This is a genomic window from Streptomyces sp. NPDC003284, assembly GCF_053589675.1.
Genome location: NZ_JBSFSI010000006.1, coordinates 243,696 through 268,038 on the forward strand (window position 1 = coordinate 243,696; position 24,343 = coordinate 268,038).

At 71.0% G+C, this 24,343-nt stretch carries 24 protein-coding genes; 2 read left to right on the forward strand and 22 right to left on the reverse strand.

The features are described from left to right. Nucleotides 1-34 precede the first annotated feature (34 nt). The 15 genes from ACWDYF_RS15950 to ACWDYF_RS16020 form a co-directional block, all read right to left on the reverse strand. Entirely contained in the window at nt 35-655 is a 621-nt protein-coding gene (locus ACWDYF_RS15950; protein WP_037896622.1) for a GTP-binding protein, read from the reverse strand. After that, nucleotides 636-1,040: a DUF742 domain-containing protein gene (locus ACWDYF_RS15955; RefSeq protein ID WP_026252950.1), complete on the reverse strand. Its 405-nt coding sequence runs from the start codon at nt 1,038-1,040 to the stop codon at nt 636-638. The genes ACWDYF_RS15950 and ACWDYF_RS15955 overlap by 20 nt, the downstream gene beginning before the upstream one ends. Continuing rightward, on the reverse strand, nt 1,037-1,444 hold the full coding sequence (locus ACWDYF_RS15960; RefSeq protein WP_018570332.1) for a roadblock/LC7 domain-containing protein: 408 nt from the start codon (nt 1,442-1,444) through the stop codon (nt 1,037-1,039). The genes ACWDYF_RS15955 and ACWDYF_RS15960 overlap by 4 nt, the downstream gene beginning before the upstream one ends. Further along, on the reverse strand, nt 1,441-3,057 hold the full coding sequence (locus tag ACWDYF_RS15965) for a sensor histidine kinase (RefSeq protein WP_078531246.1): 1,617 nt from the start codon (nt 3,055-3,057) through the stop codon (nt 1,441-1,443). The genes ACWDYF_RS15960 and ACWDYF_RS15965 overlap by 4 nt, the downstream gene beginning before the upstream one ends. Before the next feature lie 377 nt (nt 3,058-3,434). Beyond that, entirely contained in the window at nt 3,435-6,287 is a 2,853-nt protein-coding gene (locus tag ACWDYF_RS15970; protein ID WP_389464089.1) for a DEAD/DEAH box helicase, read from the reverse strand. A 146-nt stretch (nt 6,288-6,433) separates the two neighbouring features. Next, nucleotides 6,434-7,333 carry a twin-arginine translocase subunit TatC gene (gene tatC, locus ACWDYF_RS15975; RefSeq protein WP_389464087.1) on the reverse strand — a complete coding sequence of 300 codons (900 nt, stop codon included), beginning with the start codon at nt 7,331-7,333 and terminating at the stop codon, nt 6,434-6,436. Between the two features lie 95 nt (nt 7,334-7,428). Beyond that, on the reverse strand, nt 7,429-7,722 hold the full coding sequence (tatA, locus tag ACWDYF_RS15980) for a Sec-independent protein translocase subunit TatA (RefSeq protein ID WP_018570336.1): 294 nt from the start codon (nt 7,720-7,722) through the stop codon (nt 7,429-7,431). A gap of 257 nt (nt 7,723-7,979) precedes the next feature. Further along, nucleotides 7,980-8,174, reverse strand: coding sequence for a hypothetical protein (locus ACWDYF_RS15985; protein WP_018570337.1), 195 nt, complete (start codon nt 8,172-8,174; stop codon nt 7,980-7,982). A gap of 54 nt (nt 8,175-8,228) precedes the next feature. Then, nucleotides 8,229-8,486 carry a hypothetical protein gene (locus ACWDYF_RS15990; protein WP_051115958.1) on the reverse strand — a complete coding sequence of 86 codons (258 nt, stop codon included), beginning with the start codon at nt 8,484-8,486 and terminating at the stop codon, nt 8,229-8,231. A gap of 29 nt (nt 8,487-8,515) precedes the next feature. Continuing rightward, nucleotides 8,516-9,568, reverse strand: coding sequence for a helix-turn-helix transcriptional regulator (locus tag ACWDYF_RS15995; protein WP_389464085.1), 1,053 nt, complete (start codon nt 9,566-9,568; stop codon nt 8,516-8,518). Nucleotides 9,569-9,586: 18 nt separating this feature from the next. Beyond that, nucleotides 9,587-10,564 (reverse strand): helix-turn-helix transcriptional regulator, encoded by a 978-nt coding sequence (locus tag ACWDYF_RS16000; protein ID WP_018570340.1) that lies wholly within the window; start codon nt 10,562-10,564, stop codon nt 9,587-9,589. Nucleotides 10,565-10,686: 122 nt separating this feature from the next. After that, the gene (locus ACWDYF_RS16005; RefSeq protein WP_018570341.1) at nt 10,687-11,058 is read right to left on the reverse strand and encodes an FKBP-type peptidyl-prolyl cis-trans isomerase; all 372 of its coding nucleotides are present in this window, start codon (nt 11,056-11,058) and stop codon (nt 10,687-10,689) included. 61 nt (nt 11,059-11,119) lie between these two features. Continuing rightward, complete coding sequence (locus ACWDYF_RS16010) at nt 11,120-12,136, reverse strand: FKBP-type peptidyl-prolyl cis-trans isomerase (RefSeq protein ID WP_381737007.1); 1,017 nt, start codon at nt 12,134-12,136, stop codon at nt 11,120-11,122. A 158-nt stretch (nt 12,137-12,294) separates the two neighbouring features. Then, nucleotides 12,295-13,656, reverse strand: coding sequence for a Pup--protein ligase (pafA, locus tag ACWDYF_RS16015; RefSeq protein WP_026252952.1), 1,362 nt, complete (start codon nt 13,654-13,656; stop codon nt 12,295-12,297). Nucleotides 13,657-13,665: 9 nt separating this feature from the next. Next, entirely contained in the window at nt 13,666-14,934 is a 1,269-nt protein-coding gene (locus ACWDYF_RS16020) for an MFS transporter (protein WP_389464082.1), read from the reverse strand. Nucleotides 14,935-15,096: 162 nt separating this feature from the next. Between ACWDYF_RS16020 and ACWDYF_RS16025 the strand changes: the two genes are divergently transcribed. Further along, nucleotides 15,097-16,113, forward strand: coding sequence for a LacI family DNA-binding transcriptional regulator (locus ACWDYF_RS16025; RefSeq protein ID WP_389464080.1), 1,017 nt, complete (start codon nt 15,097-15,099; stop codon nt 16,111-16,113). A 63-nt stretch (nt 16,114-16,176) separates the two neighbouring features. On the opposite strand, the gene prcA is transcribed toward ACWDYF_RS16025, so the two are convergent. The 5 genes from prcA to arc form a co-directional block, all read right to left on the reverse strand. Continuing rightward, nucleotides 16,177-16,971, reverse strand: a complete 795-nt coding sequence (gene prcA / locus ACWDYF_RS16030) for a proteasome subunit alpha (protein ID WP_389464078.1) — start codon at nt 16,969-16,971, stop codon at nt 16,177-16,179. A gap of 60 nt (nt 16,972-17,031) precedes the next feature. Further along, nucleotides 17,032-17,877: a proteasome subunit beta gene (prcB, locus tag ACWDYF_RS16035; RefSeq protein WP_037874232.1), complete on the reverse strand. Its 846-nt coding sequence runs from the start codon at nt 17,875-17,877 to the stop codon at nt 17,032-17,034. A gap of 151 nt (nt 17,878-18,028) precedes the next feature. Then, nucleotides 18,029-18,247, reverse strand: a complete 219-nt coding sequence (locus tag ACWDYF_RS16040) for a ubiquitin-like protein Pup (RefSeq protein ID WP_018570348.1) — start codon at nt 18,245-18,247, stop codon at nt 18,029-18,031. A 190-nt stretch (nt 18,248-18,437) separates the two neighbouring features. Next, a complete protein-coding gene (gene dop / locus ACWDYF_RS16045; protein ID WP_389464075.1) occupies nt 18,438-19,949 on the reverse strand; it encodes a depupylase/deamidase Dop in 1,512 nt (503 codons plus the stop codon). Nucleotides 19,950-20,192: 243 nt separating this feature from the next. Beyond that, a complete protein-coding gene (gene arc, locus ACWDYF_RS16050) occupies nt 20,193-21,959 on the reverse strand; it encodes a proteasome ATPase (protein WP_064531880.1) in 1,767 nt (588 codons plus the stop codon). Nucleotides 21,960-22,202: 243 nt separating this feature from the next. On the opposite strand from arc, the gene ACWDYF_RS16055 reads away from it, so the two are divergent. After that, entirely contained in the window at nt 22,203-22,508 is a 306-nt protein-coding gene (locus tag ACWDYF_RS16055) for a ferredoxin (RefSeq protein WP_018570351.1), read from the forward strand. A 96-nt stretch (nt 22,509-22,604) separates the two neighbouring features. On the opposite strand, the gene ACWDYF_RS16060 is transcribed toward ACWDYF_RS16055, so the two are convergent. Together ACWDYF_RS16060 and ACWDYF_RS16065 are read right to left on the reverse strand one after the other, a co-directional pair. Next, nucleotides 22,605-23,195 carry a hypothetical protein gene (locus ACWDYF_RS16060; protein ID WP_355478546.1) on the reverse strand — a complete coding sequence of 197 codons (591 nt, stop codon included), beginning with the start codon at nt 23,193-23,195 and terminating at the stop codon, nt 22,605-22,607. Between the two features lie 222 nt (nt 23,196-23,417). After that, nucleotides 23,418-24,320 carry a tRNA (adenine-N1)-methyltransferase gene (locus ACWDYF_RS16065; protein ID WP_018570353.1) on the reverse strand — a complete coding sequence of 301 codons (903 nt, stop codon included), beginning with the start codon at nt 24,318-24,320 and terminating at the stop codon, nt 23,418-23,420. Nucleotides 24,321-24,343: the final 23 nt, after the last annotated feature.

Consider the following 24,343-nt stretch of genomic DNA (forward strand, 5'->3'; position numbering starts at 1 on the left):
GGGGCCGAGAAGAGCCGGGAGTGTCACGGGCCGCTCAGGTGCGCGGGCCCGTCATGGCCAGGGAGTGCAGGAAGCGCATGAGGGTCATCAGCACGTCCCGGCTGGAGGCCCGGCGCCGTACGTCGCACTCGACCATCGGGATCTCCTCCGACAGATCCAGCGCCGTACGCAGTTCGGCGATCGGGTAACGGGGGCCGTCCGGGAAGGAGTTGATGGCCACCACGAAGGGCACACCGCGCTCCTCCAGCCGGCCCATCACGTCGAAGCTGACCTCCAGACGGCGGGTGTCGACCAGGACGACCGCGCCGAGCGCCCCCTCGAACAGGCCGTTCCACAGGAACCAGAAGCGTTCCTGGCCGGGCGTGCCGAAGAGGTAGAGCACCAGTTGGTCGGTGATGCTGATACGGCCGAAGTCCATGGCGACCGTGGTGGCCGTCTTGGAGTCGGAGCCGTAGTCGTCGTCGACCCCGATCCCGGCCTGGGTCATGGTCTCCTCGGTGGTCAGCGGCCTGATCTCGCTGACCGAGCCCACCATCGTCGTCTTGCCGACCCCGAACCCGCCGACGATGACGATCTTCACCGCGGCCTGGGCCGTGTGCGGGAGATGGTCACCGGTGCGCGGGCCGGGGAGGGTGTCAGAGCCGTTGAAGTCCATGCATCACCGCTTCGAGGAGGGAACGGTCGGGGACCGCCTGGCGCACGATCGGGGCACGCGCCTGGACCAGTTCGGCCGTCAGCAGCTCGGTGATCAGGACCGTCATCGCGCTGAACGGCAGGTTGAGGTAGGCCGAGAGTTCGGCCACGGACAGCGGGGCGGCGCACAGCCGCAGCAGCGCCGCCTGCTCGGGGGTGGCGGACGGCGGCGGTTCGGCGCGTGCCACCACGAGGGTCACCAGGTCGAGGGCGGCGCGGGCACCGTCCTCGCCCGCACCGGCCACGACGTACAGCCGCTCCGGGTTCCGCTCCTCGCCCTGCTCGGCGGGTCTGGGCGGCGGCGGTTCGTGTGCGGGGTAGCGCCTCTGGCGTCGCGGAGGGGTCATACGGTCTGCCCACCGCGCCGGGGCGGACTGGTCAGGTGGGCTCCGATCCGGACCACGAGATCGCGCATCCGGGCGCTCATCATGCCGGGTTCGGTGCGGATGTCGGCGAGTACCGCCAGGTAGGCGTTGGCCCCGGCGGACATCAGGTAGAAGTAGCCGCCGTCGATCTCGATGATGACCAGCTTCATCCGGCCGTCGCTGTCGGGGATCTCGACGGCGACGGCGCTCGCCAGGCTCTGGAGCCCCGCGCAGGCCGCGGCGACCCGGTCGGCCGCGTCCGGGTCACCGCCGTAGCGGGCGATGCGCAGGCCGTCGGCGGAGAGCACCACGATCATCTCGATGCCCGGTACGCCGTCGTTCAGCTCCTTGAGCATCCAGTCGAAGTTGGCACGCTGCTGGATCACTTGAGGTCCCCCTCGTCGTCGGCTCCGTCACGGGCCGGCTTCTCGATCAGGTGCAGGAACGCGGTCGGGTCCTGGGTGAACGCGGTCGGGTCCGGGCCCGGGTTGTCCTTCTTCAGGCCGTCCCAGAACGCCTCCACCCACAGGCCGGGCTCGGTCTCCGGCTGCGCGGGCTGGGGGACGGCGGCCCGGGGCGTGCTCCACACGGAGCCGCCCTCCAACTCGGCCCGTTCGACGGCGGCCTGTTCGGCGATGCGCTGGCTGAGCGGGGTCTTGACCCGGCTGCGGCGCTGCGGCAGGCCGCCCGGCGTCCACTCGGTGACCTCGGGGACCTCGTCCTCCATCGGGACCGAGGCGGGGATGCGCGGGCTGGTGGGGCGGCGCTTCTTGGGGGCGCGCTTGGGTCCCTCGACGGCGTCCTCGCCGGGCCGCGGGATGGAGGTGGCGCCGATGCCGTGGGCGAGCCCGGGGGCCGGATCGGTGGTCATCATGTCGCTGGGCACGACGAGGACGGCGCGGACCCCGCCGTACGCGGAGGCCCGCAGGGAGACCTGCATCTTGTACGCCGTGCACAGGCGGCCGACGACGGCGAGGCCGAGCCGCGGGCTCTCGGCCAGCTCCTGGAGGTCGACCCCGGCCTTGGCCGCCTCGACCATCTTCTCGATCCGGGCGCGGGACTCCTCGTTGAGGCTGACGCCGCCGTCCTCGATCTCGATGGCGACGCCGCTCTGCACCTCCACGGCGGTCACGTGCACCTTGGTCTGCGGGGGCGAGTAGCGGGTGGCGTTGTCGAGGAGTTCGGCGGCGGCGTGGATGACCGGCTCGACGTCGGTGCCCTTGATGTTGACCTTGGCGATGGAGTGCAGCTCGATGCGCCGGTACTCCAGGATCCGGGACATGGCGCCGCGCAGCACGCTGTAGAGCGTGACCGGGTTGGGCCACTGGCGGCCGGGGCGGCCGCCGCCGAGGACGGAGATGGAGTCGGCGAGGCGGCCGATCAGCGCAGTGCCGTGGTCGATGCGCAGCAGGTCGTCGAAGACCTCGGGGCTGCGGCCGTGGTCCTCCTCCATCTCCCGCAGTTCCTTGGCCTGCTGGTGCACGATCGCCTGCACCCGGCGGGCGATGCTGACGAAGGAGCGCTGCGTGGAGTCCCGCATGGACTCCTCCTGGTCCACGATCTTGAGGATCATGCGGACCACCGCGCGCTGCGGCTCCGGGATCCGGCACCACTCCGGGTCGCCGTCGATGAGGTCGCGCATGACCTCGCGCGGGGTGTGGCTGGCGCGCAGATAGGCGACGGCGGCCGGGAGGATCTCCGAGGCCAGGTAGGAGATCTCCTCGTCGTGGCCGGCGATGCGCCGCTTCAGGTAGTCGGTCTGCCGGGCGTGCTCGGCCCGCTGCTCGCGTACGGTGCGGCCGCGGCGCACCGCTTCGGCGGCCGCGAGAAGCACCAGGAGGGTGGCGAGGGCGCCGCAGCAGCCCACGGCGAGGCGGGCCGGGTCCGCCACCAGGGCGACGGCGGCGCCGGTGGCCGCCGCCATCAGTATGACCGGGAGCAGCAGCACGCGTGCGCGGGGAAGTTCGCGGCTGCCGGGAGGCGATTGGACACTCACCATGTAAGCCTTCTGAGATGAATCGGCGGGGGTGGTTCGGGGCAGCGTCGGGCCGGGTGGGTCGGCGGACTGCCGCACCTTCGGAACAGGGGGAACATTGGGGAACAAACGCACGAATACCCATCAACTCGGTGCGCTGCGGGCGAGCTTAGTCCGACCGGATCAACGCCGTGTCATCTTCGGCAACCACCTGAAACGGGCCGGGAGACTGGAGTACCCTCGGCCGTTTCGCACGCCTCGGAATCGTTCGAACACCGAACGTGACGGCGTACGGGCATACGACGGCCCGTCACCGGGACGGGCGCGAAAAGGCCCTGGGGCGTGACCGTGCGCGGACCGACCGCACACCGTCACGCCCCAGGGCCCCGGGACGGGTGGACTCACCCGACCGACGAGTAGGCGACCACTCCCCTCAGCAGGCCGTCGACCGCCTTGCGCGCGTTCTTCGCCACGGTGGAGTCCTCCGTGGGAGCCGCCGCCGCGATCTGCCCGAGGACGTCGATGACCTGCTTGCACCAGCGCACGAAGTCGCCGGCCGGCATCTCCGCCTCGCGCAGCACCTCGTCGAGGCCCTTGCCCGACGCCCACATGTACGCGGCCCAGGCGAAGCCGAGGTCGGGCTCGCGCTGGCCGACGCCCTCGGTCTGGCTGATCCGGAAGTCCTCCTCCAGGGCGTCCAGACGGCCCCAGATGCGCACCATCTCCCCGAGCGCGGCCTTCGCCCGGCCCGAGGGCAGCTTGGGCGCCATGGCGTCGTCGGCGGCCCGCGCCTCGTACACCAACGCCGAGACGCACGCGGCGAGTTCGGCCGGGCCCAGGTCCTCCCACACCCGCTCGCGCAGGCATTCGCTGGCGAGCAGGTCGAGTTCGCCGTAGAGCCGGGCCAGGCGCTTGCCGTGCTCGGTCACCTCGTCACCGCGCAGATAGTCCAGCTCGGTCAGGAGCGCGACGATCCGGTCGAAGGTGCGCGCGATGGTGTTCGTACGGCCCTCGATACGGTGCTCCAGCTGCCGGGTGTCCCGCATCAGCCGGTGGTAGCGCTCGGCCCAGCGGGCGTGGTCCTCGCGGTCGTCGCAGCCGTGGCACGGGTGGGCCCGCAGGTCGCTGCGCAGCCGGGCGATCTCGCGGTCGTCGACCGCCTGCGAGCGCCGCTTGCGGTGCCGCTCGGGCGGGATGTGCCCGGCCTTGGTGCGCAGCGCGGAGGCCAGGTCGCGGCGGGACTGCGGGGAACGCGGATTGAACGACTTCGGGATCCGCATCCGCTCCAGCGGCTCCACCGGCACCGGGAAGTCGATGGCGGCCAGCCGCTTGACCTGGCGCTCGGCGGTCAGCACCAGCGGACGCGGGCCGTCCTGGTGATCGAAGCCGCGATGCCCGTGGGAACGGCCGGCCGGCAGCCCCGGATCCAGCACCAGCGCCAGGCCCGCGAACTTGCCGGTGGGCACATGGATGACGTCACCGGGCTTGAGCTTCTCCAGCGCCACGGCGGCCTCGGCCCGCCGCTGGGTGGCGCCCTGGCGGGCCAGTTCGTTCTCCCGGTCCTTCAGCTCGCGGCGCAGTCGCGCGTACTCCGTGAAGTCGCCGAGATGGCAGGTCATCGACTCCTTGTAGCCCGACAGGCCCTCCTCGTTGCGCTGCACCTGCCGGGAGATGCCGACGACCGAGCGGTCCGCCTGGAACTGCGCGAAGGAGGTCTCCAGCAGCTCCCGCGAGCGGTGCCGGCCGAACTGCTCGACCAGGTTGACCGCCATGTTGTACGACGGCTTGAAGCTGGAGCGCAGCGGATACGTACGCGTGCCCGCCAGCCCCGCCAGGTGCTCGGGGTTCATGGCGCGCTGCCACAGCACCACCGCGTGCCCCTCGACGTCGATGCCGCGGCGCCCGGCCCGGCCGGTGAGCTGGGTGTACTCGCCGGGGGTGATGTCGGCGTGCTGCTCGCCGTTCCACTTGACGAGCTTCTCCAGGACCACCGAGCGAGCGGGCATGTTGATGCCCAGGGCCAGGGTCTCGGTGGCGAAGACCGCCTTGACCAGACCGCGCACGAACAGCTCCTCGACGACCTCCTTGAAGGTCGGGAGCATCCCGGCGTGGTGGGCGGCGATGCCGCGCTCCAAGCCCTCCAGCCATTCGTAGTAGCCGAGGACGTGCAGGTCCTCGCGCGGGATGGCGGCGGTGCGCTCCTCGACGAGGGCGCGGACCCGCTCCCGTGCCTCCTCGTCGTTGAGCCTGAGACCCGCGTACAGGCACTGCTGGACGGCGGCCTCGCAGGCGGCACGGCTGAAGATGAAGGTGATGGCGGGCAGCAGGCCCTCGGCGTCGAGCCGCTCGATCACCTCGGGGCGGCCCGGCGTCCAGATCCGGGTGCGCTGGCGGCGCTCGCGCTCGCGGTCCGCCTCGCGCATGTTCCGGCCGCGTCTGCGGTCCTGGTACGACGGCCTGCTGGCCTCCGTGCGGGCCATGCGCATGAGGTCGGGGTTGACGGCCTTCTTGTGGCCCTCGCCCTCCTCGAACAGGTCGTACATCCGGCGCCCGGCCAGCACGTGCTGGAACAGCGGGACGGGGCGGTGCTCGGAGACGATCACCTCGGTGTCGCCGCGGACGGTGTCCAGCCAGTCACCGAACTCCTCGGCGTTGGACACGGTCGCCGACAGTGACACCAGCGTCACCGACTCGGGCAGGTGGATGATCACCTCCTCCCAGACGGCGCCGCGGAAGCGGTCGGAGAGGTAGTGCACCTCGTCCATGACCACATAGCCGAGGCCGCGCAGCGTCTGGGAGCCCGCGTACAGCATGTTCCGCAGGACCTCGGTGGTCATCACGACCACCGGGGCGTCGGAGTTCACGCTGTTGTCGCCGGTGAGCAGGCCCACCTTGTCGCTGCCGTAGCGGCGGCACAGGTCGGAGTACTTCTGGTTGGACAGCGCCTTGATGGGTGTCGTGTAGAAGCACTTCTTGCCCTGCTGGAGGGCGAGATGGACGGCGAACTCGCCCACGATCGTCTTGCCGGAGCCGGTGGGCGCGGCGACCAGCACGCCCTTGCCCGCCTCCAGGGCCTGGCAGGCCTCGATCTGGAACGGGTCGAGGCCGAAGTCGTACATCTCGCGGAAGCCCGCGAGCGCGGTGGCCTGCTCGGCAGCTCGTCTGCGCGCTGCCGCGTACCGCTCGGCCGGTGAGAGGTCCTGAGTCATCGTGCTTTCGAGCGTACCGGGCCGCACCGACAACAGGACGATCATTATCCCGATCCCCCGCCCGGCCGGGTCCGGCCCCGGGCGGCCGGGCCCTGACCGGCGGCCCGGCACACGCGAGGGCCGGCCGCTCGCGGGGCGAGGGGCCGGCCCTCGCGGACGCCTGCGGACGCCGGGGTCGGGTGAGGCCGGGGTCAGGTCACGTCGTCGTAGCCGTTGACCCGCTCGGGGGCGGACTGCTCGGGCACCGACCGGCCGGCACCGACGGGCTCGGTCTCGCCGATGTCCTCGGGCGTGAGGTCGAGGTCGGAGGCCTCGTCGTCGGACAGGCCGCCTCCCGCGCGCCGCTGCTTGCGGCGGTCGTTCAGCATGGAGAAGCCCACGGCGATGAAGAACAGTCCCCAGATCGGTGCCGCGAGGGACAGCATGGTCCCCGGGTCCGGGCTGGGCGTGGCCACGGCGGCGAAGGCCGCGATACCGACGATCATGCCGCGCCACCAGCCGAGCATGCGCCGGCCGGACAGCACACCGGTGAGGTTGAGCATGATCAGCAGCAGCGGCATCTCGAAGGCGAGGCCGAAGACGACGACCATGCGGATGCTCAGGTCGAGCAGATCGTCCAGGGGCAGCAGGTTCTCGGCGTTGCTGGGCGTCAGGTCGATCAGGAACTTCGCCGTCGTCGGCAGCACGTTGTAGGCGAGGTAGCCGCCGGCGAGGAAGAGAGGGAAGCCGAACGCCACGAAGGCGTAGGCGTACTTCTTCTCGTTGCGGTGCAGACCGGGCGCCACGAACGCCCACAGCTGGTACAGCCACACCGGCGACGCCAGCACGATGCCCGTCGTCAGCGCGACCTTCAGGGCCAGGGTGAAGGGCGCCAGCAGGCCGCTGACGGTGAGGTGCGCGCAGTGCACGTCCTTCGACTTGGCCAGATTCCCGAACGAGTCCGGGCATCCGATGGAGTCCAGCACCGGCCGGGTGATGAAGTCGGTGATGTCCTTGTAGTAGAAGGCCGCCGCCACCGTCACGACGAGGATCGCCAGGACACCCTTCGCGAGCCGGTTGCGCAGCTCGCGCAAGTGGTCCGCGAGCGGCATGCGCCCCTCGGGATCCCTCTCCTTTTTAAGGGCAGGTTTGAGCAACCCACTTCCTCATCTCGTGCAGTGGACCGGAGAAGGTCCCGGTCCTCGCGTCAGCGCTGGGTGGTCGTGTCCGTCGGCTCACCGACCGGGCGGGAGGTGGACACTTCACCGGGGGCCGCCTGGATCGTGCGCTGCGCCTGCTGCGCCTGCTCCTCCTCGGCCGGCTGGGCGGCGGTCGAGGACGCCTTGCCCTCGCCCTTCATCGCCTTGGCCTCGCTCTTGAGGATGCGCGCGGACTTGCCGAGCGAACGGGCCATGTCCGGAAGCTTCTTCGAGCCGAACACGAGGACGATCACGAGAATCAACAGCACCAGGTGCCACGGCTCGAGTGCGTTGCGGAACATCAGTCTTCACCTTCTCACTGAGGCGGGGCGGCTGGGCCTGCCCGACGGGACGGGCAGGTGTCTGGCCATCGTGCTGACAGCGATCGTATCGCCCGGGGATGAACGCGAGACCATCCCCACGTGTACTCGTGCCGTGCGGACCGTGCCTCGTTTCCCGGGCCGCGCGTAGAGCGTACCCAGCCGGACCAGCGTGGGTACAGGCCGCAGTGCTCCACCAGAAGTGACGTTCGGGACCTCACAGGAGTTCCCGGTGCTCCTCACAGGGAGTCGGCGGCGCGCGCCGCGCTCACCGTCGCCCGCTCCAGGTCCTCGGCCGCCCTGCTGATGCGCCGCGCCGAGTCCGACACCTGCCGGCCGAGGCGCTGCGCCTCCAGGAAGACCCGGACCGCCAGCACACCGAGGACGACAAGTCCCACGAACCCCGCAGCTACCGCGATCATCGGCCACACCATGCCCCTGAGCCTAGACGGTCCGCGGACCGTCTCCGCACCGGCCGCCGGGCGGTCTCAGACGGCGTGCAGCCGCAGGGTCCTGACCCCGCCGCCGGTGAGCAGCTCCACGATGCGCTCCCCGGCCGGCTTGCGGACGGTGGCGGCGCACTCGGGACAGGTGAAGGAGTAGAAGGTGGTGCGGCTGGTGGCGCCGACGACCAGGCGCAGCGCGTCCGCGCCGAGTTCGAACCGGGCCCGGCAGTCGGGGCAGCAGGCGCGGAACAGCGCGGGTGTGACGTTGCGCATCCCGGCGAAGGCCGTCGCCACCGACATGCCCTGGCTCGCCGTTGCCGTCGGCTCGTTCACAGCGCCTGCTCCCGCCTGTCGTCGCCCCGGCCCGGCCCGGCCGGGCCGCCGCGTCCCGCCTGTGCCGCGATGCCGTCGTACGCCGCGAGCGCCTCGCGCGCCGCCTCCCGGGCGCTGTCGGCCAGCGCGCCCGGCGCCACGATCCGGCCGTCCGGGCCCAGCCGCAGCGCCAGCCGGCGCAGCGAGGCCGGGTCGGGGGTGCGCAGGGTGATGCGCAGTCCCCCGTCGGGCAGCTCCTCCGCGCTGTCGTGCGGGTAGTACTCGGCGACCCAGCGCCCGCCGGGACCGACCTCCACGACGACCTCGGGGTCCTCCGCCGCGGGCTGCACCAGCGCCTCGGACAGGTCCCGCAGCTCTATCTCCGGGGGCGCCGACGGCTCGTCGAGGATCTTGATCTCGGCGACGCGGTCCAGCCGGAAGGTGCGGCGCGCCTCGGAGCGGCGGCACCACGCCTCCACGTACGTGTGCCCGACGCTGACCAGGCGGATGGGGTCGATCTCGCGCTCGGTGACCTCGTCGCGCGCGGGCGAGTAGTAGCGGATCCACAGGCGGCGGCGCTCGGAGATGGCCCGGTCGACGTCGGCGAAGACGCCGCCCTCGGACTCGAAGGTGACCGAGAGGCGCGAGCTGGCGCCCGCCGCCTCGCCCGCCGCCGTCTCCACCTTGGCGGTCGCCCGCAGCAGGGCCTGCCGGTCGCTCTCGCGCAGCCCCGGCAGGGTCGCCACCGCGCGGGCCGCCACCAGCAGGGCGGTCGCCTCGTCGGCGGCCAGCCGCAGCGGCTCGGCGGCGTCGGCGCCGAGCGCGGCGGGGTTGTGCCACCAGATGCGCTCGCCGTCGGTGTCGATGTCGAGCAGGTCGCCGCCGCGGAAGCTGGTGCCGCACATGGGCAGCACATCGAGGTCGGAGACCAGCTCGTCCTCGCTGATGCCGAAGGCGCGCGCGACGTCCTCGATCCGGGCGCCGGGCCGCTCCCTGAGATACGTCACCAGGGACAGCATCCGCCGGGTCTGGTCGATGGCGTTCGCGGGCCTGACCGGTTTGCCTGCCACAGTGTTGCTCGCTCCCCCTCAGCCCTTGGCCACGGCGCGCAGCCGGTCCACCACGTCGGCGCGCAGCTCGGCCGGTTCCAGCACCAGCACGTCCGGTCCGAACTCCACCAGCCAGGCATCCAGTCCGTGCCCGTACGGGATCTCCAACTCGTCCCAGCCGTCGCCGAGTTCCCGGACGACGGTGGCCTTCGCCCGAAGGGGGTACCCCGCGCCCGAGCGCAGCCGGATGCGGGCCGAGCGGTCGGCGATCTCCCCGGCCCAGCTCGCGACGGTCTCGCGGACGGTGACGACGTCCGGGACGGGCGCGGTGAAGCGGGCGCCGCGCGAGCGCACCTTGCCGGTGATCCGGGAGAGCCGGAACACCCGCTCGGCGCCGCGGTCGCGGTCGAACCCGGCCAGGTACCAGTGGCCGCGCCAGCACTCCAGGGCCCACGGCTCGACATGACGGGGCTCGGGACGGGCGGCGCTGGCCTTGCGGTAGTCGAAGAGCACCGGGCGGCGGTCGCGGCAGGCCAGCATCAGCGGTTCGAAGGCCGCCTCGTGCACCGGGATGCGCGGTTCCAGCGCGCTGTGCGCCTCGTACGGGTCGACGTCCTCGGGCAGTCCGGCCGCGCGCAGCTTCTGCAGAGCGCCGCTGGCGGCACCGGCCAGCCGGGCCTGCTGCCAGACCTTGGCGGCCAGGCCGAGGGCGGCGGCCTCCTCGGCGTCCAGGGTGATGGGCGGCAGCCGGTTGCTGTCCCGGCGCGCCAGATAGCCGATCTCGCCGTCCAGGCTCTCCACGGTCTCGATGACCAGGCCCAGCTCGCGCAGATCGTCCTTGTCCCGCTCGAACATGCGGTTGAAGGAGTCGTCGGACCCGGAGGCGGACCGCTCGGGCCCGAACGCCTCGACATACGCCTCGATGGACTCGCGCAGCTCACGTTTGCTGAGCGGGCGGCGGGTCCCCAGCAGGCACAGCGCCAGATTCATCAGCCGCTCGGCCTTGGCAATCGCCATCGACGCCCGTCACCTTCCTCATGGTGCCTACTGCCGATGACCGTACCGCTCCGGGGCGCGGTGACCAAAGCCGAGGGCCCATGCCCGGCGGGCATGGGCCCCAGGCGGCCGGACCGGGATGATCAGACGCCGAGCAGGTCCACGACGAAGATCAGGGTCTCGCCGGGCTTGATGGCCGGGGTCGGGCTCTGGTCGCCGTAGGCGAGGTGGGCCGGGATGGTCAGCTGGCGACGGCCGCCGACCTTCATGCCCTGCACGCCCTGGTCCCAGCCCTTGATGACCCGGCCGCCGCCGAGCGGGAAGCGGAAGGGAGTGCCGCGGTTCCAGCTGGCGTCGAACTCCTCGCCGGTGCTGAAGGCGACGCCCACGTAGTGGACGGTGACGGTCTGACCCGCCTGCGCGACCTCGCCGTCGCCCTCCCAGATGTCCTTGATCTCCAGGTCCGCCGGGGGCTCGCCGCCCGGGAAGTCGATCTCGGGCTTGTCGATGCTCACGTCTCTAGCTCCTGCTTGTCTCTCGGAAAGGCAACGGCGACAGTCTTACATCCCCGACGGCTCACATCGCGGCCAGGATGTCCACGGAGAACACCAGTGTCGAGTCCTTCTTGATGCCGCTGTCCGGCGGCGGGTTGTCGCCGTAGCCCAGGGACGGCGGGATGACGATCAGGACGCGGCTGCCGACCTTCTTGCCGGTCAGGCCCTGCGCCCACCCCTTGACGACCTGCTGGAGCGAGAACGACGTGAGCTGGTTCCTCTTGTACGTCGAGTCGAACTCCTTGCCGCCGTCCCACAGCACGCCCTTGTACTGCACGAGCACGGTGCTGTCCGCCTTGACGACCGGGCCGTCGCCCTCGATGACGTTCTCCGCGACCAGCTTCTTGGGCGCCGCCGTCTTCGGCAGGTCGATGGAGGGCGCCGCGCCGTCGGTGTTCGTCCCGACCTTCGGCAGGTTCGCGTCGTTCTGCGGGACGTCCTTGCCCTTGGCGGAGCTCTTGGAGTTGAAGGCGTCCTGCACATCGACGACGAAGACCAGCGTGTCGGTGCCCTTGATGCCCGCCTGGGCGTTGCCATTCGCGCCGTAGCCCCAGGTCGGCGGCACCGAGAACTCCACCCTGCTGCCGACCTTCTTGCCGGCCAGCGCATAGCGCCAGCCGTCGATGATCGTGCCCTGGGCGAGCTGGATGAGCAGGGGCGTCTTGCGGTCGTAGGAGTTGTCGAAGACCTTCGCGGTGTCCCAGACCTGGCCCAGGTAGTGCGCCTGCACGTAGTCGTTCTCCGCGAGGGTGCGGCCGCCGCCGGCGATCACCGTCTTGACCGCGAGGTCCTTGGACGGGGCGCCGCTGCCCTTGGCGACGGTCGGCTTCTCGCCGAACTTGGTGCCCGCGGTGATCGCCGGGAGCGGGCCGGAGACGATCTTCGGGGGTGGCGCGGCCGACGAGGTCGCCGGCGCGCTGGGCGACGGCGACTGCGAGGCGCTGTCACCGTCGCTGCCCGAGCCGGACTTGTCGTTGCCGCAGGCGGCCAGGGTGACCAGTCCCGCGGGGGCGAAGAGGAGCAGAGAGCGTCGGCGCACGGTGGGCCTCGTAATCGGTCGATCTTGTGGTTGGCGTGCGCGCAACTCTACGGGTCGAGAAGGGCGCCGCACGTGAAACGTACGGCGCCCGTGTGGCGTTCCGGTGATTCGTGCGGAACGCGTGCCTCACCCCGCGGGACCCGGCCGGTCCCGCGGGCTCACATTCCGGCGATCAGCTTCTCGACCCGGTCGTCGACCGAACGGAACGGGTCCTTGCACAACACCGTGCGCTGCGCCTGGTCGTTGAGCTTCAGATGCACCCAGTCGACCGTGAAGTCCCGGCGCTGCTCCTGCGCCCGCCGGATGAAGTCGCCGCGCAGCCGCGCCCGAGTGGTCTGCGGCGGCACGGACTTGCCCTCGAAGATCTTCAGGTCGTTGCAGATCCGGGTGGCGCGGCCCTTCTTCTCCAGCAGGTAGTACAGCCCCCGGCGGCGGTGGATGTCGTGGTACGCGAGGTCTATCTGAGCGACCCTCGGATTCGACATGGTCATGTTGTGCTTGGCCCGGTAGCGCTCGATCAGCTGGTACTTCATCACCCAGTCGATCTCGGTGCCGATCCGGTCGAGGTCCTCCGCCTCGATCGCGTCGAGCGTGCGGCCCCACAGCTCCAGCACCCGCTCCACCACACCGGTGCGGATGCCGCGCCGCTCGCAGAAGTCCACGGCCTTCTCGTAGTACTCCCGCTGCACCTCCAGGGCGGAGGCCTCGCGGCCGCTGGCCAGGCGCACCTTGCGGCGGCCCGTGATGTCGTGGCTGACCTCGCGGATCGCCCGGATCGGGTTCTCCAGGGTGAGGTCGCGCATCACGGTGCCCGCCTCGATCATCCGCAGCACCAGGTCGGTGGCGCCGACCTTGAGCAGCATGGTCGTCTCGGACATGTTGGAGTCGCCCACGATCACATGGAGCCGGCGGTAGCGCTCGGCGTCCGCGTGGGGTTCGTCGCGGGTGTTGATGATGGGCCGGGAGCGGGTCGTCGCCGAGGAGACGCCCTCCCAGATGTGCTCGGCCCGCTGGCTCACGCAGTACACCGCCCCGCGCGGGGTCTGGAGCACCTTTCCGGCGCCGCACAGCAGCTGCCGGGTGACCAGGAACGGGATGAGGATGTCCGCGAGCCTCGAGAACTCCCCGTGCCGCGCCACCAGATAGTTCTCGTGGCAGCCGTAGGAGTTGCCCGCCGAGTCCGTGTTGTTCTTGAAGAGGTAGACGTCGCCCGCGATTCCCTCCTCGTGCAGGCGTCGTTCCGCGTCTACCAGGAGTCCTTCGAGAATGCGCTCTCCGGCCTTGTCGTGGGTGACCAGTTCGATCACATTGTCACATTCGGGTGTGGCGTATTCCGGATGTGACCCCACGTCGAGATAGAGCCGGGCGCCGTTTCGCAGAAAGACATTGCTGCTGCGGCCCCATGACACGACACGGCGGAAGAGGTACCGCGCCACCTCGTCAGGCGACAGGCGGCGCTGTCCCCTGAACGTGCACGTGACGCCGTACTCGTTCTCCAGCCCGAAAATGCGGCGGTCCATGACTGAACATTACGCCCGATCCCCCGAGCTGAAACGGGGTTCGGCAGCACGATTTGGATCATTTTCCGATGAAGCGGCAACGACCGCCTCTCCACCGGGAGGTGCGAGGACCGGTCCGGTGGCCAGCAGCACCAGCAGCGACACGGCGCCCGCCACGGCCGGCAGGGCGAATCCCCCCGGCGCGCCGCCCGACTGGACCACCGGTCCCGCGACCCCGGTCCCCACCGACGTGCCCACGGTGAACGTGGTCACCAGCCAGGAGAACGCCTCCGTCACCGTCCCCCGCGGCGCGTGCCGGTCCACGATGATGAACGCGCAGGCGATGCACGGCGCCAGGAACACCCCGGAGACCACCGTCAGCAGCACCATGGCCACCGCGCCCGGCATCAGCGTCAGCGGCACGTAACACACCGCCAGAAGCGCCACCAGCACCCGCAGTCGCCGCTCGGGCGCGCCCGGCCACTCCCGCGCCCCGTAGACCGCACCGCCGGCCAGCGCGCCCAGGCCCAGCGCCGCCATCAGCCAGCCGTACACCGCGTCACCGCCGTGCGCGTCCGCGTACGGCACCGCCGCCACCGTGATGGAGCCCAGCGCGATCCCGACGAACAGGAACGCGCCCAGCAGCACCAGCAGACCGGGCGAGCGCAGCGCGCCCAGCCAGTGCGCCTCGCGCGGCGCCGAACGCCACGCCCGCGAGGGCGGCGAGAGGACCACCGACAGCGCGCCGAGCACCCCCACGGCGTTCAGCAGCACCAGGGCGGCCTGCGCGGACCACAGCGACACGCACAGCGTCACCAGCAGCGGCCCGACGGTGAACATGACCTCCTGCGCCACCGCGTCCATGGCGTACGCCGTGTGCAGCTGCTCCTCGCGGCGCAGCACGGCGGGCCACAGGGCGCGCAGGCCGCCCTCCAGGGGCGGGGTGAAGAGCCCGGCCGCGGCCACGGCGCTCCAGGCCAGGGCGGGCGGCTCGGTGCCGGTGCAGGCGAAGACGGTCATGGCCGCGCCCGCGGCGAGCGCGGCGGGCAGCTGGACGCGCGGCTGCCCGTACAGGTCGACCAGGCGGCCGAGGACGGGCTGGCCCACGGCGTTGGCGACGCCGTACACCGCCGCCAGCGCCCCCGCCAGGCTGTACGAGCCCCCCTCGGCGCGCACGAACAGCACGATCGCGATCGCCGCGGTGGCGTTCGGCAGCCGCCCCACGAGCGTGCCCGCCAGCAGCCGGGCGGCGTGCCGCGCCCCGAGGATCTCCAGGTACCCCGCGAATCCCGCGGCCATCGTGTGTCCTCCAGGACGTAGACGTCGGAAGTGTTACGTATAACTTCCGCCGCCATACGTACCATGTGCGCTGTTCACCCGTCCAGACGACCGCGACCGGCCGCACGCGCGCACGCGCACCCGGGACACCCGGGCGGCCCGAGGCAGAGGAGCAGCAGCACGGTGGCACGAGGAAGCACCCGGCCCACCAGCCGCGACGTGGCCCAGGCCGCCGGAGTCTCCCAGGCCGCCGTCTCCCTGGTCCTGGGCGACAAGTGGCGCGGCCGGGTCTCGGAGCCGACCGCCGAGCGGGTGCGCGAGGCCGCCCGCGACCTCGGCTACCGGCCCAACCTCGCCGCCCGCAACCTGCGCCTGGGCCACACCCGGACCGTGCTCCTGGTCGTCCCGGCGCTGACCACCGAGTTCTTCGCCGGTGTCTACACCGGCGCCGCCCGGGTCGCCGCCGAGCACGGCTTCGGCGTGGTCCTCTACCCCTCCCCCGAGGGCATCGGCCCCGCCAGGAACCCCTTCGCCTCCGCCCAGGCCGCCCTGGACGGGGTGATCGCCTCCTCCATGGCCGCCGACGCGCTCACCGCCATCCGCGGCGACCAGTTGCCGCTGGTCATGCTGGACAGCGACCCGGCGGGCAGCCTCGGCGCCGCGACGGTGAACCTGGACATCGCCGACGGCGTCCGCCAGGTCGCCGCGCATCTGCTCGGCCTCGGCCACCGGCGCTTCCTGCACCTCGCGGCCGACGTGCCGTCCTGGACCTTCGAGGTGCGGGCCCGGGAACTGGCCGCCCGCCTGGCCGCGGTGCCGGGCACCTCGCTGCGCACCGCCCGCGCCCCGATCTCCATCGAGGACGCCCACGCCGCCACCGAGGCCGCGCTCGGCGCCCCGGGGCCGCGCCCCAGCGCCTTGGTCTGCGACGACGACAAGCTGGCCGCGGGCGCCTACAAGGCCCTGCGGCGGCTCGGGCTGCGCGTGCCCGACGACATCTCCGTCACCGGCCTGGACGACCTGGCCCTGGCCACCGCCATCGACCCCGAGCTGACCACCGTACGGCTGGACGCGGAGACCTTCGGCGCCCGCGGCATGCACGCCCTGCTGGCCGTCCTGGAGGGCCGCACGCCCGACGGCGGGGACATCCCCGTCGAACTGGTCGTCCGCGGCTCCACGGCCCCGCCCGGCGCCTCCTGAGACGCCGGTGCCCCGGCCGCGGCGTCGCAGGGACACCGGCCGGGGCAGCCGGAACGGCGGGAACTACTTCTCGCTCGTGCCGGGGCTGTCGGAACCGCCGGAACCCTCGGCGCCGTCGGTGTTCTCCGGCTCGTCGCTGTCCTCGGAGATGTCCGGGCTGCCGCCCTCCAGCAGCCGGGCCAGCTGGCGGCCCACGATGCGCTTGAACTTGCGCTGCTGCGGACGCGTGCGGTCCAGCACCGCCACCTCGAGGCGCTCGGCGGGGATCTCCCGCTCGCTGCCGTTGGTGTCGCGGGACAGCGCCTGCACCGCCAGCTTCAGCGCCTCGGCCAGCGTCATCCCGTCCTGGTGGCGCTGGTCCAGGTAGCCGCTGATCTGCTCGGCGTTGCCGCCGACCGCGACCGAGCCGTGCTCGTCGACGATCGACCCGTCGTGCGGCAGCCGGTAGATCTGGTCGCCCTCCGGGGTCTCCCCCACCTCGGCGACCACCAGCTCCACCTCGTACGGCTTCTCGGCCGCGCTGGAGAAGATCGTGCCGAGTGTCTGGGCGTAGACGTTGGCCAGGCCACGGGCCGTGACGTCGTCCCGGTCGTAGGTGTAGCCCCGCAGGTCGGCGTAGCGGACACCGCCGATGCGCAGGTTCTCGTACTCGTTGTACTTGCCGGCGGCGGCGAAGCCGATCCGGTCGTAGATCTCGCTGAACTTGTGCAGCGCGCGGGACGGATTCTCGCCGACGAACACGATGCCGTCGGCGTACTGGAGCACGACCAGGCTGCGGCCGCGGGCGATGCCCTTGCGGGCGTACTCCGCCCGGTCGGCCATGGCCTGCTGGGGTGAGACATAGAACGGCGTCGACACCGGTTATCCGTCCCTTTCTGTAGAGGTCACTCGATCACCCTGGGCAAGATCCGGCCGCGGCTACAGCAGCGCGGCGCGCGGTCCGTCCGGCTGCTCCAGACGCCGCTGGAGCACCGAGCGGGCGATCTCGGAGGACTCGTCGTCGGTGAGCCGGCGGAAGCCGTCATCGGTGATCACGGTGACGATCGGATAGATCCGGCGGGCGACGTCGGGACCGCCGGTCGCCGAGTCGTCGTCTGCCGCGTCGTACAGGGCCTGCACCACCAGTGTGGTCGCCTCGGCCTCGGTCAGGTCGGTGCGGAAGAGCTTCTTCATGGCACCGCGCGCGAAGACCGAGCCGGAGCCCGTGGCCGCGTAGCCGTGCTCCTCGCTGCGGCCGCCGGTCACGTCGTAGGAGAAGATGCGGCCCTTGTCGCGGTCCACGTCGTACCCCGCGAAGAGCGGCACCACGGCCAGGCCCTGCATGGCCATGCCGAGGTTGGACCGGATCATGGTGGACAGGCGGTTGGCCTTGCCCTCCAGCGAGAGCTGCGCGCCCTCGACCTTCTCGAAGTGCTCCAGCTCCAGCTGGAACAGCTTGACCATCTCCACGGCCAGGCCCGCCGTACCGGCGATGCCGACGGCGGAGTACTCGTCCGCCGGGAACACCTTCTCGATGTCCCGCTGCGCGATCACATTGCCCATCGTGGCCCGGCGGTCACCGGCCAGCACGACGCCCCCGGGGAAGCTCACGGCCACGATCGTCGTGCCGTGCGGTGCCTCCAGCACGCCCTGCGCGGGCGGGAGCTGCCGCTTGCCGGGCAGCAGCTCGGGCTGGTGCTCGGAGAGGAAGTCCATGAAGGACGAGGACCCGGGCGTCAGGAAGGCAGCTGGTAGACGCCCGGTGCTACGAGTGTTGGCTTCCACGCGATTCCTTCCACGTAAGACTGCGGCCCCGCCGGGGACGGCCGAGCCGATCATCAAATCTGTGCACGGACCCTACCCGTGCCGACGCCGGTCATCCGTCCCGGCACCGGCCCGCTCGCGGGGGCCGGTGCCGGGACGTGTGCCGGGTGTGCTACTGGCCGCCCTTTTGGACGAAGCTTCGGACGAAGTCCTCCGCGTTGGACTCGAGTACGTCGTCGATCTCGTCCAGGACGTCGTCGACGTCCTCCGAGAGCTTGTCCTGGCGTTCCTTGAGGTCGTCGGTGGCCTGTGCGTCCTGTGCCTGCTCCTCGACCTCCTCGGTCGAGCGCGTGGCCTTCTGCTGCCCGCCGCCGGTGTCCTTGGTTGCCATAACCCTCACCCCGCTCAGTTCGCCCGACATGGTCGGCATTACCGCCGTTCGGTGATGATCAGACCCTACAATCCGGGTCCGACATCGGCCCCGCAGTTTCCACAACGCGCGGGGGCCATCTCGATGATTCCCGGACCCGGGCATTTCCACCCCGTCCGGCCGGCCGGCACTGCCCGGACCGGGTACCCGCTCACCCGCCGGACAGGACCCTGACCAGGTCTTCCGCCGTCCGGCACCGGTCCAGCAGCTCCTTGACGTGATTACGCGTTCCGCGAAGCGGTTCCAGGGTTGGGACGCGCTGGAGCGAGTCGCGTCCGGGCAGGTCGAAGATGACCGAGTCCCAGGAGGCCGCGGCCACGTCGTCGGCGTACTGCTCCAGGCAGCGGCCGCGGAAGTAGGCCCGGGTGTCCTCCGGCGGCTTCCGGCGCGCCCGGTCGACCTCGGACTCGTCCAGCAGGCGCTTCATGCGTCCGCGGGCCACCAGCCGGTTGTAGAGGCCCTTCTCGGGACGTACGTCGGCGTACTGGAGGTCCACCAGGTGCAGCCGGGCGGCGTCCCAGTCCAGGCCGTCGCGGCGCCGGTAGCCGTCCATCAGCGCCCGCTTGGCGACCCAGTCCAGCTCGCCGGACAGGCTCATCGGGTCGTTCTCCAGCCGGTTGAGGGTGTCCTCCCAGCGGGCCAGGACGTCCTTGGTCTGCTCGTCCGCGTCCGCGCCGAAGCGCTCCTCGACGTACTTGCGCGACAGCTCGAAGTACTCCATCTGGAGCTGCACCGCGGTGAGTGTCCGGCCGCTGCGCAGCGTGATCAGGCGCTTGAGGGACGGGTCGTGCGAGACCTGGTGCAGGGTGCGCACGGGCTGGTCCACGGCCAGGTCGACGGCGATGAAGCCGTCCTCGATCATGGACAGGACCAGGGCGGTCGTGCCCAGCTTGAGGTAGGTGGAGATCTCGGAGAGGTTGGCATCGCCGATGATCACGTGCAGCCGTCGGTACTTCTCGGCGTCGGCGTGCGGTTCGTCGCGGGTGTTGATGATCGGGCGCTTGAGCGTCGTCTCCAGTCCGACCTCGACCTCGAAGTAGTCGGCGCGCTGGCTGAGCTGGAAGCCGTGCTCGTGGCCGTCCTGGCCGATGCCGACGCGGCCGGCGCCGGTGACGACCTGGCGGGAGACGAAGAAGGGCGTGAGGTGGCGCACGATGTCGGAGAAGGCGGTCTCGCGCCGCATCAGGTAGTTCTCGTGCGTGCCGTAGGAGGCGCCCTTGTTGTCGGTGTTGTTCTTGTAGAGGTGGATCGGCTGGGCCCCGGGCAGCTGGGCGGCCCGCTCGGCGGCCTCGGCCATGATGCGCTCGCCCGCCTTGTCCCACAGCACGGCGTCGCGCGGGTTGGTGACCTCCGGGGCGCTGTACTCGGGGTGGGCGTGGTCGACGTAGAGCCGGGCGCCGTTGGTGAGGATCACGTTGGCCAGGCCGATGTCCTCGTCCGTGAGCTGGGTGGAGTCGGCGGCCTCGCGGGCGAGGTCGAAGCCGCGGGCGTCCCGCAGCGGGTTCTCCTCCTCGAAGTCCCAGCGGGCCCGGCGGGCCCGGTGCATCGCCGCCGCGTAGGCGTTGACGATCTGGGACGAGGTGAGCATGGCATTGGCGTTCGGGTGACCGGGGACGGAGATCCCGTACTCCGTCTCGATGCCCATCACTCGCCGTACGGTCATGCGGCCCTCCTTGCCCGGCGGCGCCTCCGGTCGGGGGCGGCGCTCAAGTACCGCTGGTGCTCGGGTGCCTGTGCGGTGCCCGTCCCCGCACCGCGCGACCCGGCGGTACGAAAGAGCCTAGAACGCCTTTGCGCCGACGGGGAGATCATTTGCTTCATTGCCTGCTCTGCCTGCTCCCTGCGATGGCCCCGGAAAACAGTCGACTGCGGGTACCCGGCGTGGGCACCCGCAGCCGCCCTGTTTTTACAGGTACTGCCCGGTGTTCGCCACCGTGTCGATGGAGCGACCGGTGTCCGCGCCCTGCTTTCCGGTGATGAGGGTGCGGATGTAGACGATCCGCTCGCCCTTCTTTCCGGAGATCCGGGCCCAGTCGTCCGGGTTGGTGGTGTTCGGCAGGTCCTCGTTCTCCTTGAACTCGTCCACACATGCCTGGAGCAGGTGCGAGACGCGGAGACCCTTCTGTTCCTTCTCCAGGAAGTCCTTGATCGCCATTTTCTTGGCGCGGCCCACGATGTTCTCGATCATGGCGCCGGAATTGAAGTCCTTGAAGTAAAGGACTTCCTTGTCGCCATTGGCGTAGGTGACCTCCAGGAAGCGGTTCTCCTCGGATTCCGCGTACATCTGCTCGACCGCGGTCTGGATCATGGCCCCGACCGTGGCCTGCTTGTCACCGCCGTGCTCGGTGAGGTCGTCCCCGTGCAGCGGCAGGCGCTCGGTGAGGTACTTCGCGAAGATGTCCTTGGCCGCCTCGGCGTCCGGACGCTCGATCTTGATCTTCACATCGAGCCGGCCGGGCCGCAGGATGGCGGGGTCGATCATGTCCTCGCGGTTGGAGGCGCCGATCACCACCACGTTCTGCAGGCCCTCCACACCGTCGATCTCGGCGAGCAGCTGCGGGACGATGGTGTTCTCCACGTCCGAGCTGACACCGGAGCCGCGGGTGCGGAAGAGCGACTCCATCTCGTCGAAGAAGACGATGACGGGGGTGCCCTCGCTGGCCTTCTCCCGGGCGCGCTGGAAGACCAGGCGGATCTGCCGCTCGGTCTCGCCGACGTACTTGTTCAGCAGCTCGGGGCCCTTGATGTTGAGGAAGAAGCTCTTGCCCGCGGCCTGGCCGGTGACCTCGGCGACCTTCTTGGCCAGCGAGTTGGCGACGGCCTTGGCGATGAGCGTCTTGCCGCATCCGGGCGGCCCGTAGAGCAGGACGCCCTTGGGCGGGCGCAGTTCGTGCTCCTTGAACAGGTCCGGGTAGAGGTACGGCAGCTCGACCGCGTCCCGGATCATCTCGATCTGGTTGCCGAGGCCGCCGATCTGCTCGTAGCCGATGTCGGGCACCTCTTCGAGGACGAGCTCCTCGACCTCGCTCTTGGGCACGACCTCGTAGACGTAGCCCGACCTGGGTTCGAGCAGGAGGGCGTCGCCGGCCCGGATGGTCACGTCGAGCAGCGGTTCGGCGAGGCGCACCACGCGCTCCTCGTCGGTGTGCCCGATGACCAGGGCGCGCTCGCCGTCCTCCAGGATCTCCTTGAGGGTGACGATGTCGCCGACGCGCTCGTACTGCATGGCCTCGACCACGTTGAGCGCTTCGTTGAGCATCACTTCCTGGCCGCGCCGCAGCTCGTCGAGCTCGACGCCGGGGCTGACGTTCACCCGCAGCTTGCGGCCGCCGGTGAAGATGTCGGCGGTGCCGTCCTCGTTGGACTGGAGGAAGACGCCGAAGCCGGCCGGCGGCTGTGCGAGCCGGTCGACCTCCTCCTTGAGGGCCACGATCTGGTCGCGGGCCTCGCGGAGGGTGTTCGCCAGCCGTTCGTTCTGCGCGGAGACGCCGGCCAGGTTGGTCTGCAGCTCGACGATCCGCTCCTCGAGAATCCTCGTGTGCCGCGGAGAGTCGGCGAGCTTGCGTCGCAGGACGGCGATCTCCTGCTCAAGGTAGGCGATCTGCCCGGCCGGGTCGTCGGACCCTCGTCCCGGGCGGATGCCGCGGTTCATGTCGTCGTCGTGGGCTGCCACGGTCCTCACCTCCTCCAAGGGGAGCTGGACGCTTCCAGACCCTACCTGGGTGGGTGTCGATTGAAACCCCTAGATCACAAAGACTGTCGGGGTGTGTCCGATCTTCACCCTTGCGCTCTCCCTCACGCCAGGGGAATACCCACCGAACATGATTGGAAAGCGGACGGAGGTAGGGTCGAGACGTTCAACACCCGTCGGAGCTGGCCTGATTCCCGTCCGGTCCGACGTGAAACGGCAGGAGACATGAGCGTGCAGCAGCAGACCGCGGACGGCGGCGAGGAGCTGGAGGTCTGGATCGACCAGGACCTGTGCACCGGCGACGGCATCTGCGCGCAGTACGCGCCGGAGGTGTTCGAGCTGGACATCGACGGTCTGGCCTATGTGAAGGGCCCCGGCGACGAGCTGCTCCAGGCGCAGGGCGCGGCAACGCCCGTGCCGCTGCCGCTTCTCACGGACGTGGTCGACTCGGCGCGGGAGTGTCCGGGCGAGTGCATCCATGTGCGGCGGGTTCTGGACAGGGTCGAGGTGTACGGCCCGGACGCTGGGTGACCGTCCGGACGCCCGCCGTCGCGGTTGTCTGATTCCTCACACCCCGGCGGGTACCGCGGGCCCCGTGCGGCGCACGGGGCCGGACCGCTCGTCCGCTCAGACACTGCGCGACCGCTGCGGTCCGGAACGGACGAACGCGCCGTTGTGCCACCGCCACTTCGCGCCGTCCTTCAGGTCGGGGCAGCAATTGGGCACGTCGGGCGAGGAGTAGCCGAGCAGGGTGGCGGTGACCTCGCCCGCGCGGACGGCGAAGTCGGTGACGGTGAACCGGTCCTTGGGGTCGACGAGGGTGGCCACCACGCGCGTGGCGCCGGTCTCCCGGGCGCGGGTCAGGACGTAGACGGCGTCGGGCGGGGTGCCCATGGAGCCGTCGCAGTGCACCACGGCCACGGTCTCGGGGCGGCCGTCGTGGTCGAGGTCCCCGGTGGCCTGCTCGGCGACCACCGGCTTGAGCGGACCGCACTGGATGGGGAAGGCCACCCCGGTGGTGGCGGGGGGCTCGGCGGTGACGGGGGCGCTCTCGGTCCGGGTGCCGGTGCCGGTGTGCTGGGCGGCGGTGGCGGAGCCGGGGCGCAGGGCCGGGGCGAGGGCGATCACCGCGGCGACGGCCGCGGCGGTGGCGACCCAGTGGACGGGGCGGGTGCGGGTGTGCGCGTGTGCCAGTTCCGGGACGGCGGAGTGCTGCACTAGGAGTGTCTCCCGTGAGGGCTGTGCCGGTGGGATGGCCAGCATCGTGCCACACGTCACAGTGCGGGGGAACGGCGGGGTGGGTACTCCTGCGGGCCGCGACCGGCCGCGGACCTCGCCCTTCGTGCCGCCGCTCAACGAACGGGCGCCGTGGCGCAGTTCCCGGAACCGGCCGGGAACTGCGCCACGGCGCCGAAGCGTTGCCGTCGGGGCGCGGCCGGGTCAGCGGCCGGCGCCGCCGTCGGCGTTGGGGCCCTCGTAGTCGTCGCCGTAGGCGCCCTTGGCGGGACGGCGGCGGCGCATGGGGGGCTCGACGCCGTCCGCGAGGCGGCGGGCGGTGAGCAGGAAGCCGGTGTGCCCGATCATGCGGTGGTCGGGGCGGACGGCCAGGCCCTCGATGTGCCAGTTGCGGATCATCGTCTCCCAGGCGGTCGGCTCGTTGAAGCAGCCGATCTCCCGGATGGACTCCACGGTCCGGGCGAGCTGGGTGGTGGTGGCCACGTAGCAGCACAGGATGCCGCCGGGGACCAGCGCCTTGGAGACGGCCTCCAGGCACTCCCAGGGGGCGAGCATGTCGAGGATGACGCGGTCGACGTCCGTGTCGGACAGGTTGTCCTGGAGGTCGCCGACGGTGAGCTGCCAGGCGGGGTGCGGGCCGCCGAAGTAGCGCTCGACGTTGCCCTGGGCGATCTCGGCGAAGTCGGCGCGCCGCTCGTAGCTGTGCAGCATGCCCTGGTCGCCGATGGCCCGCAGCAGGAAGCTGCTGAGCGAGCCGGAGCCCACGCCCGCCTCCACGACGCGGGCGCCGGGGAAGATGTCGGCGAAGGCGAGGATCTGCCCCGCGTCCTTGGGGTAGACCACGGCTGCGCCGCGGGGCATGGACAGGACGTAGTCGGGGAGCAGGGGACGCAGCGCGAGGTAGGCGACGTTGCCGGTGGTGCGGACAACGCTGCCCTCGGGTGCGCCGATCAGTTCGTCGTGCGGGAAGGAACCCTTGTGGGTGTGGAAGTTCTTCCCGGCCTCGAGCGTGAACGTGTAGTGGCGGCCCTTGGGGTCGGTCAGCTGTACCTGGTCCCCGACCTTGAAGGGCCCGCGGCGGCGGGCGGCACCGGTCGGTTCGGACATGTGACCAGCCTACCGGCCCCCGG

Excerpts from the sequence above, each read along its gene's own strand:
- ACWDYF_RS15950 (WP_037896622.1), bottom strand. The coding sequence starts at position 655 with ATGGACTTCAACGGCTCTGACACCCTCCCCGGCCCGCGCACCGGTGAC.
- ACWDYF_RS15955 (WP_026252950.1), bottom strand. The coding sequence starts at position 1,040 with ATGACCCCTCCGCGACGCCAGAGGCGCTACCCCGCACACGAACCGCCG.
- ACWDYF_RS15965 (WP_078531246.1), bottom strand. The coding sequence starts at position 3,057 with ATGGTGAGTGTCCAATCGCCTCCCGGCAGCCGCGAACTTCCCCGCGCA.
- ACWDYF_RS15970 (WP_389464089.1), bottom strand. The coding sequence starts at position 6,287 with ATGATCGTCCTGTTGTCGGTGCGGCCCGGTACGCTCGAAAGCACGATG.
- tatC (WP_389464087.1), bottom strand. The coding sequence starts at position 7,333 with ATGCCGCTCGCGGACCACTTGCGCGAGCTGCGCAACCGGCTCGCGAAG.
- tatA (WP_018570336.1), bottom strand. The coding sequence starts at position 7,722 with ATGTTCCGCAACGCACTCGAGCCGTGGCACCTGGTGCTGTTGATTCTC.
- ACWDYF_RS15985 (WP_018570337.1), bottom strand. The coding sequence starts at position 8,174 with ATGGTGTGGCCGATGATCGCGGTAGCTGCGGGGTTCGTGGGACTTGTC.
- ACWDYF_RS15990 (WP_051115958.1), bottom strand. The coding sequence starts at position 8,486 with ATGTCGGTGGCGACGGCCTTCGCCGGGATGCGCAACGTCACACCCGCG.
- ACWDYF_RS16000 (WP_018570340.1), bottom strand. The coding sequence starts at position 10,564 with ATGGCGATTGCCAAGGCCGAGCGGCTGATGAATCTGGCGCTGTGCCTG.
- pafA (WP_026252952.1), bottom strand. The coding sequence starts at position 13,656 with ATGGACCGCCGCATTTTCGGGCTGGAGAACGAGTACGGCGTCACGTGC.
- ACWDYF_RS16020 (WP_389464082.1), bottom strand. The coding sequence starts at position 14,934 with ATGGCCGCGGGATTCGCGGGGTACCTGGAGATCCTCGGGGCGCGGCAC.
- ACWDYF_RS16040 (WP_018570348.1), bottom strand. The coding sequence starts at position 18,247 with ATGGCAACCAAGGACACCGGCGGCGGGCAGCAGAAGGCCACGCGCTCG.
- dop (WP_389464075.1), bottom strand. The coding sequence starts at position 19,949 with ATGACCGTACGGCGAGTGATGGGCATCGAGACGGAGTACGGGATCTCC.
- ACWDYF_RS16055 (WP_018570351.1), top strand. The coding sequence starts at position 22,203 with ATGAGCGTGCAGCAGCAGACCGCGGACGGCGGCGAGGAGCTGGAGGTC.
- ACWDYF_RS16065 (WP_018570353.1), bottom strand. The coding sequence starts at position 24,320 with ATGTCCGAACCGACCGGTGCCGCCCGCCGCCGCGGGCCCTTCAAGGTC.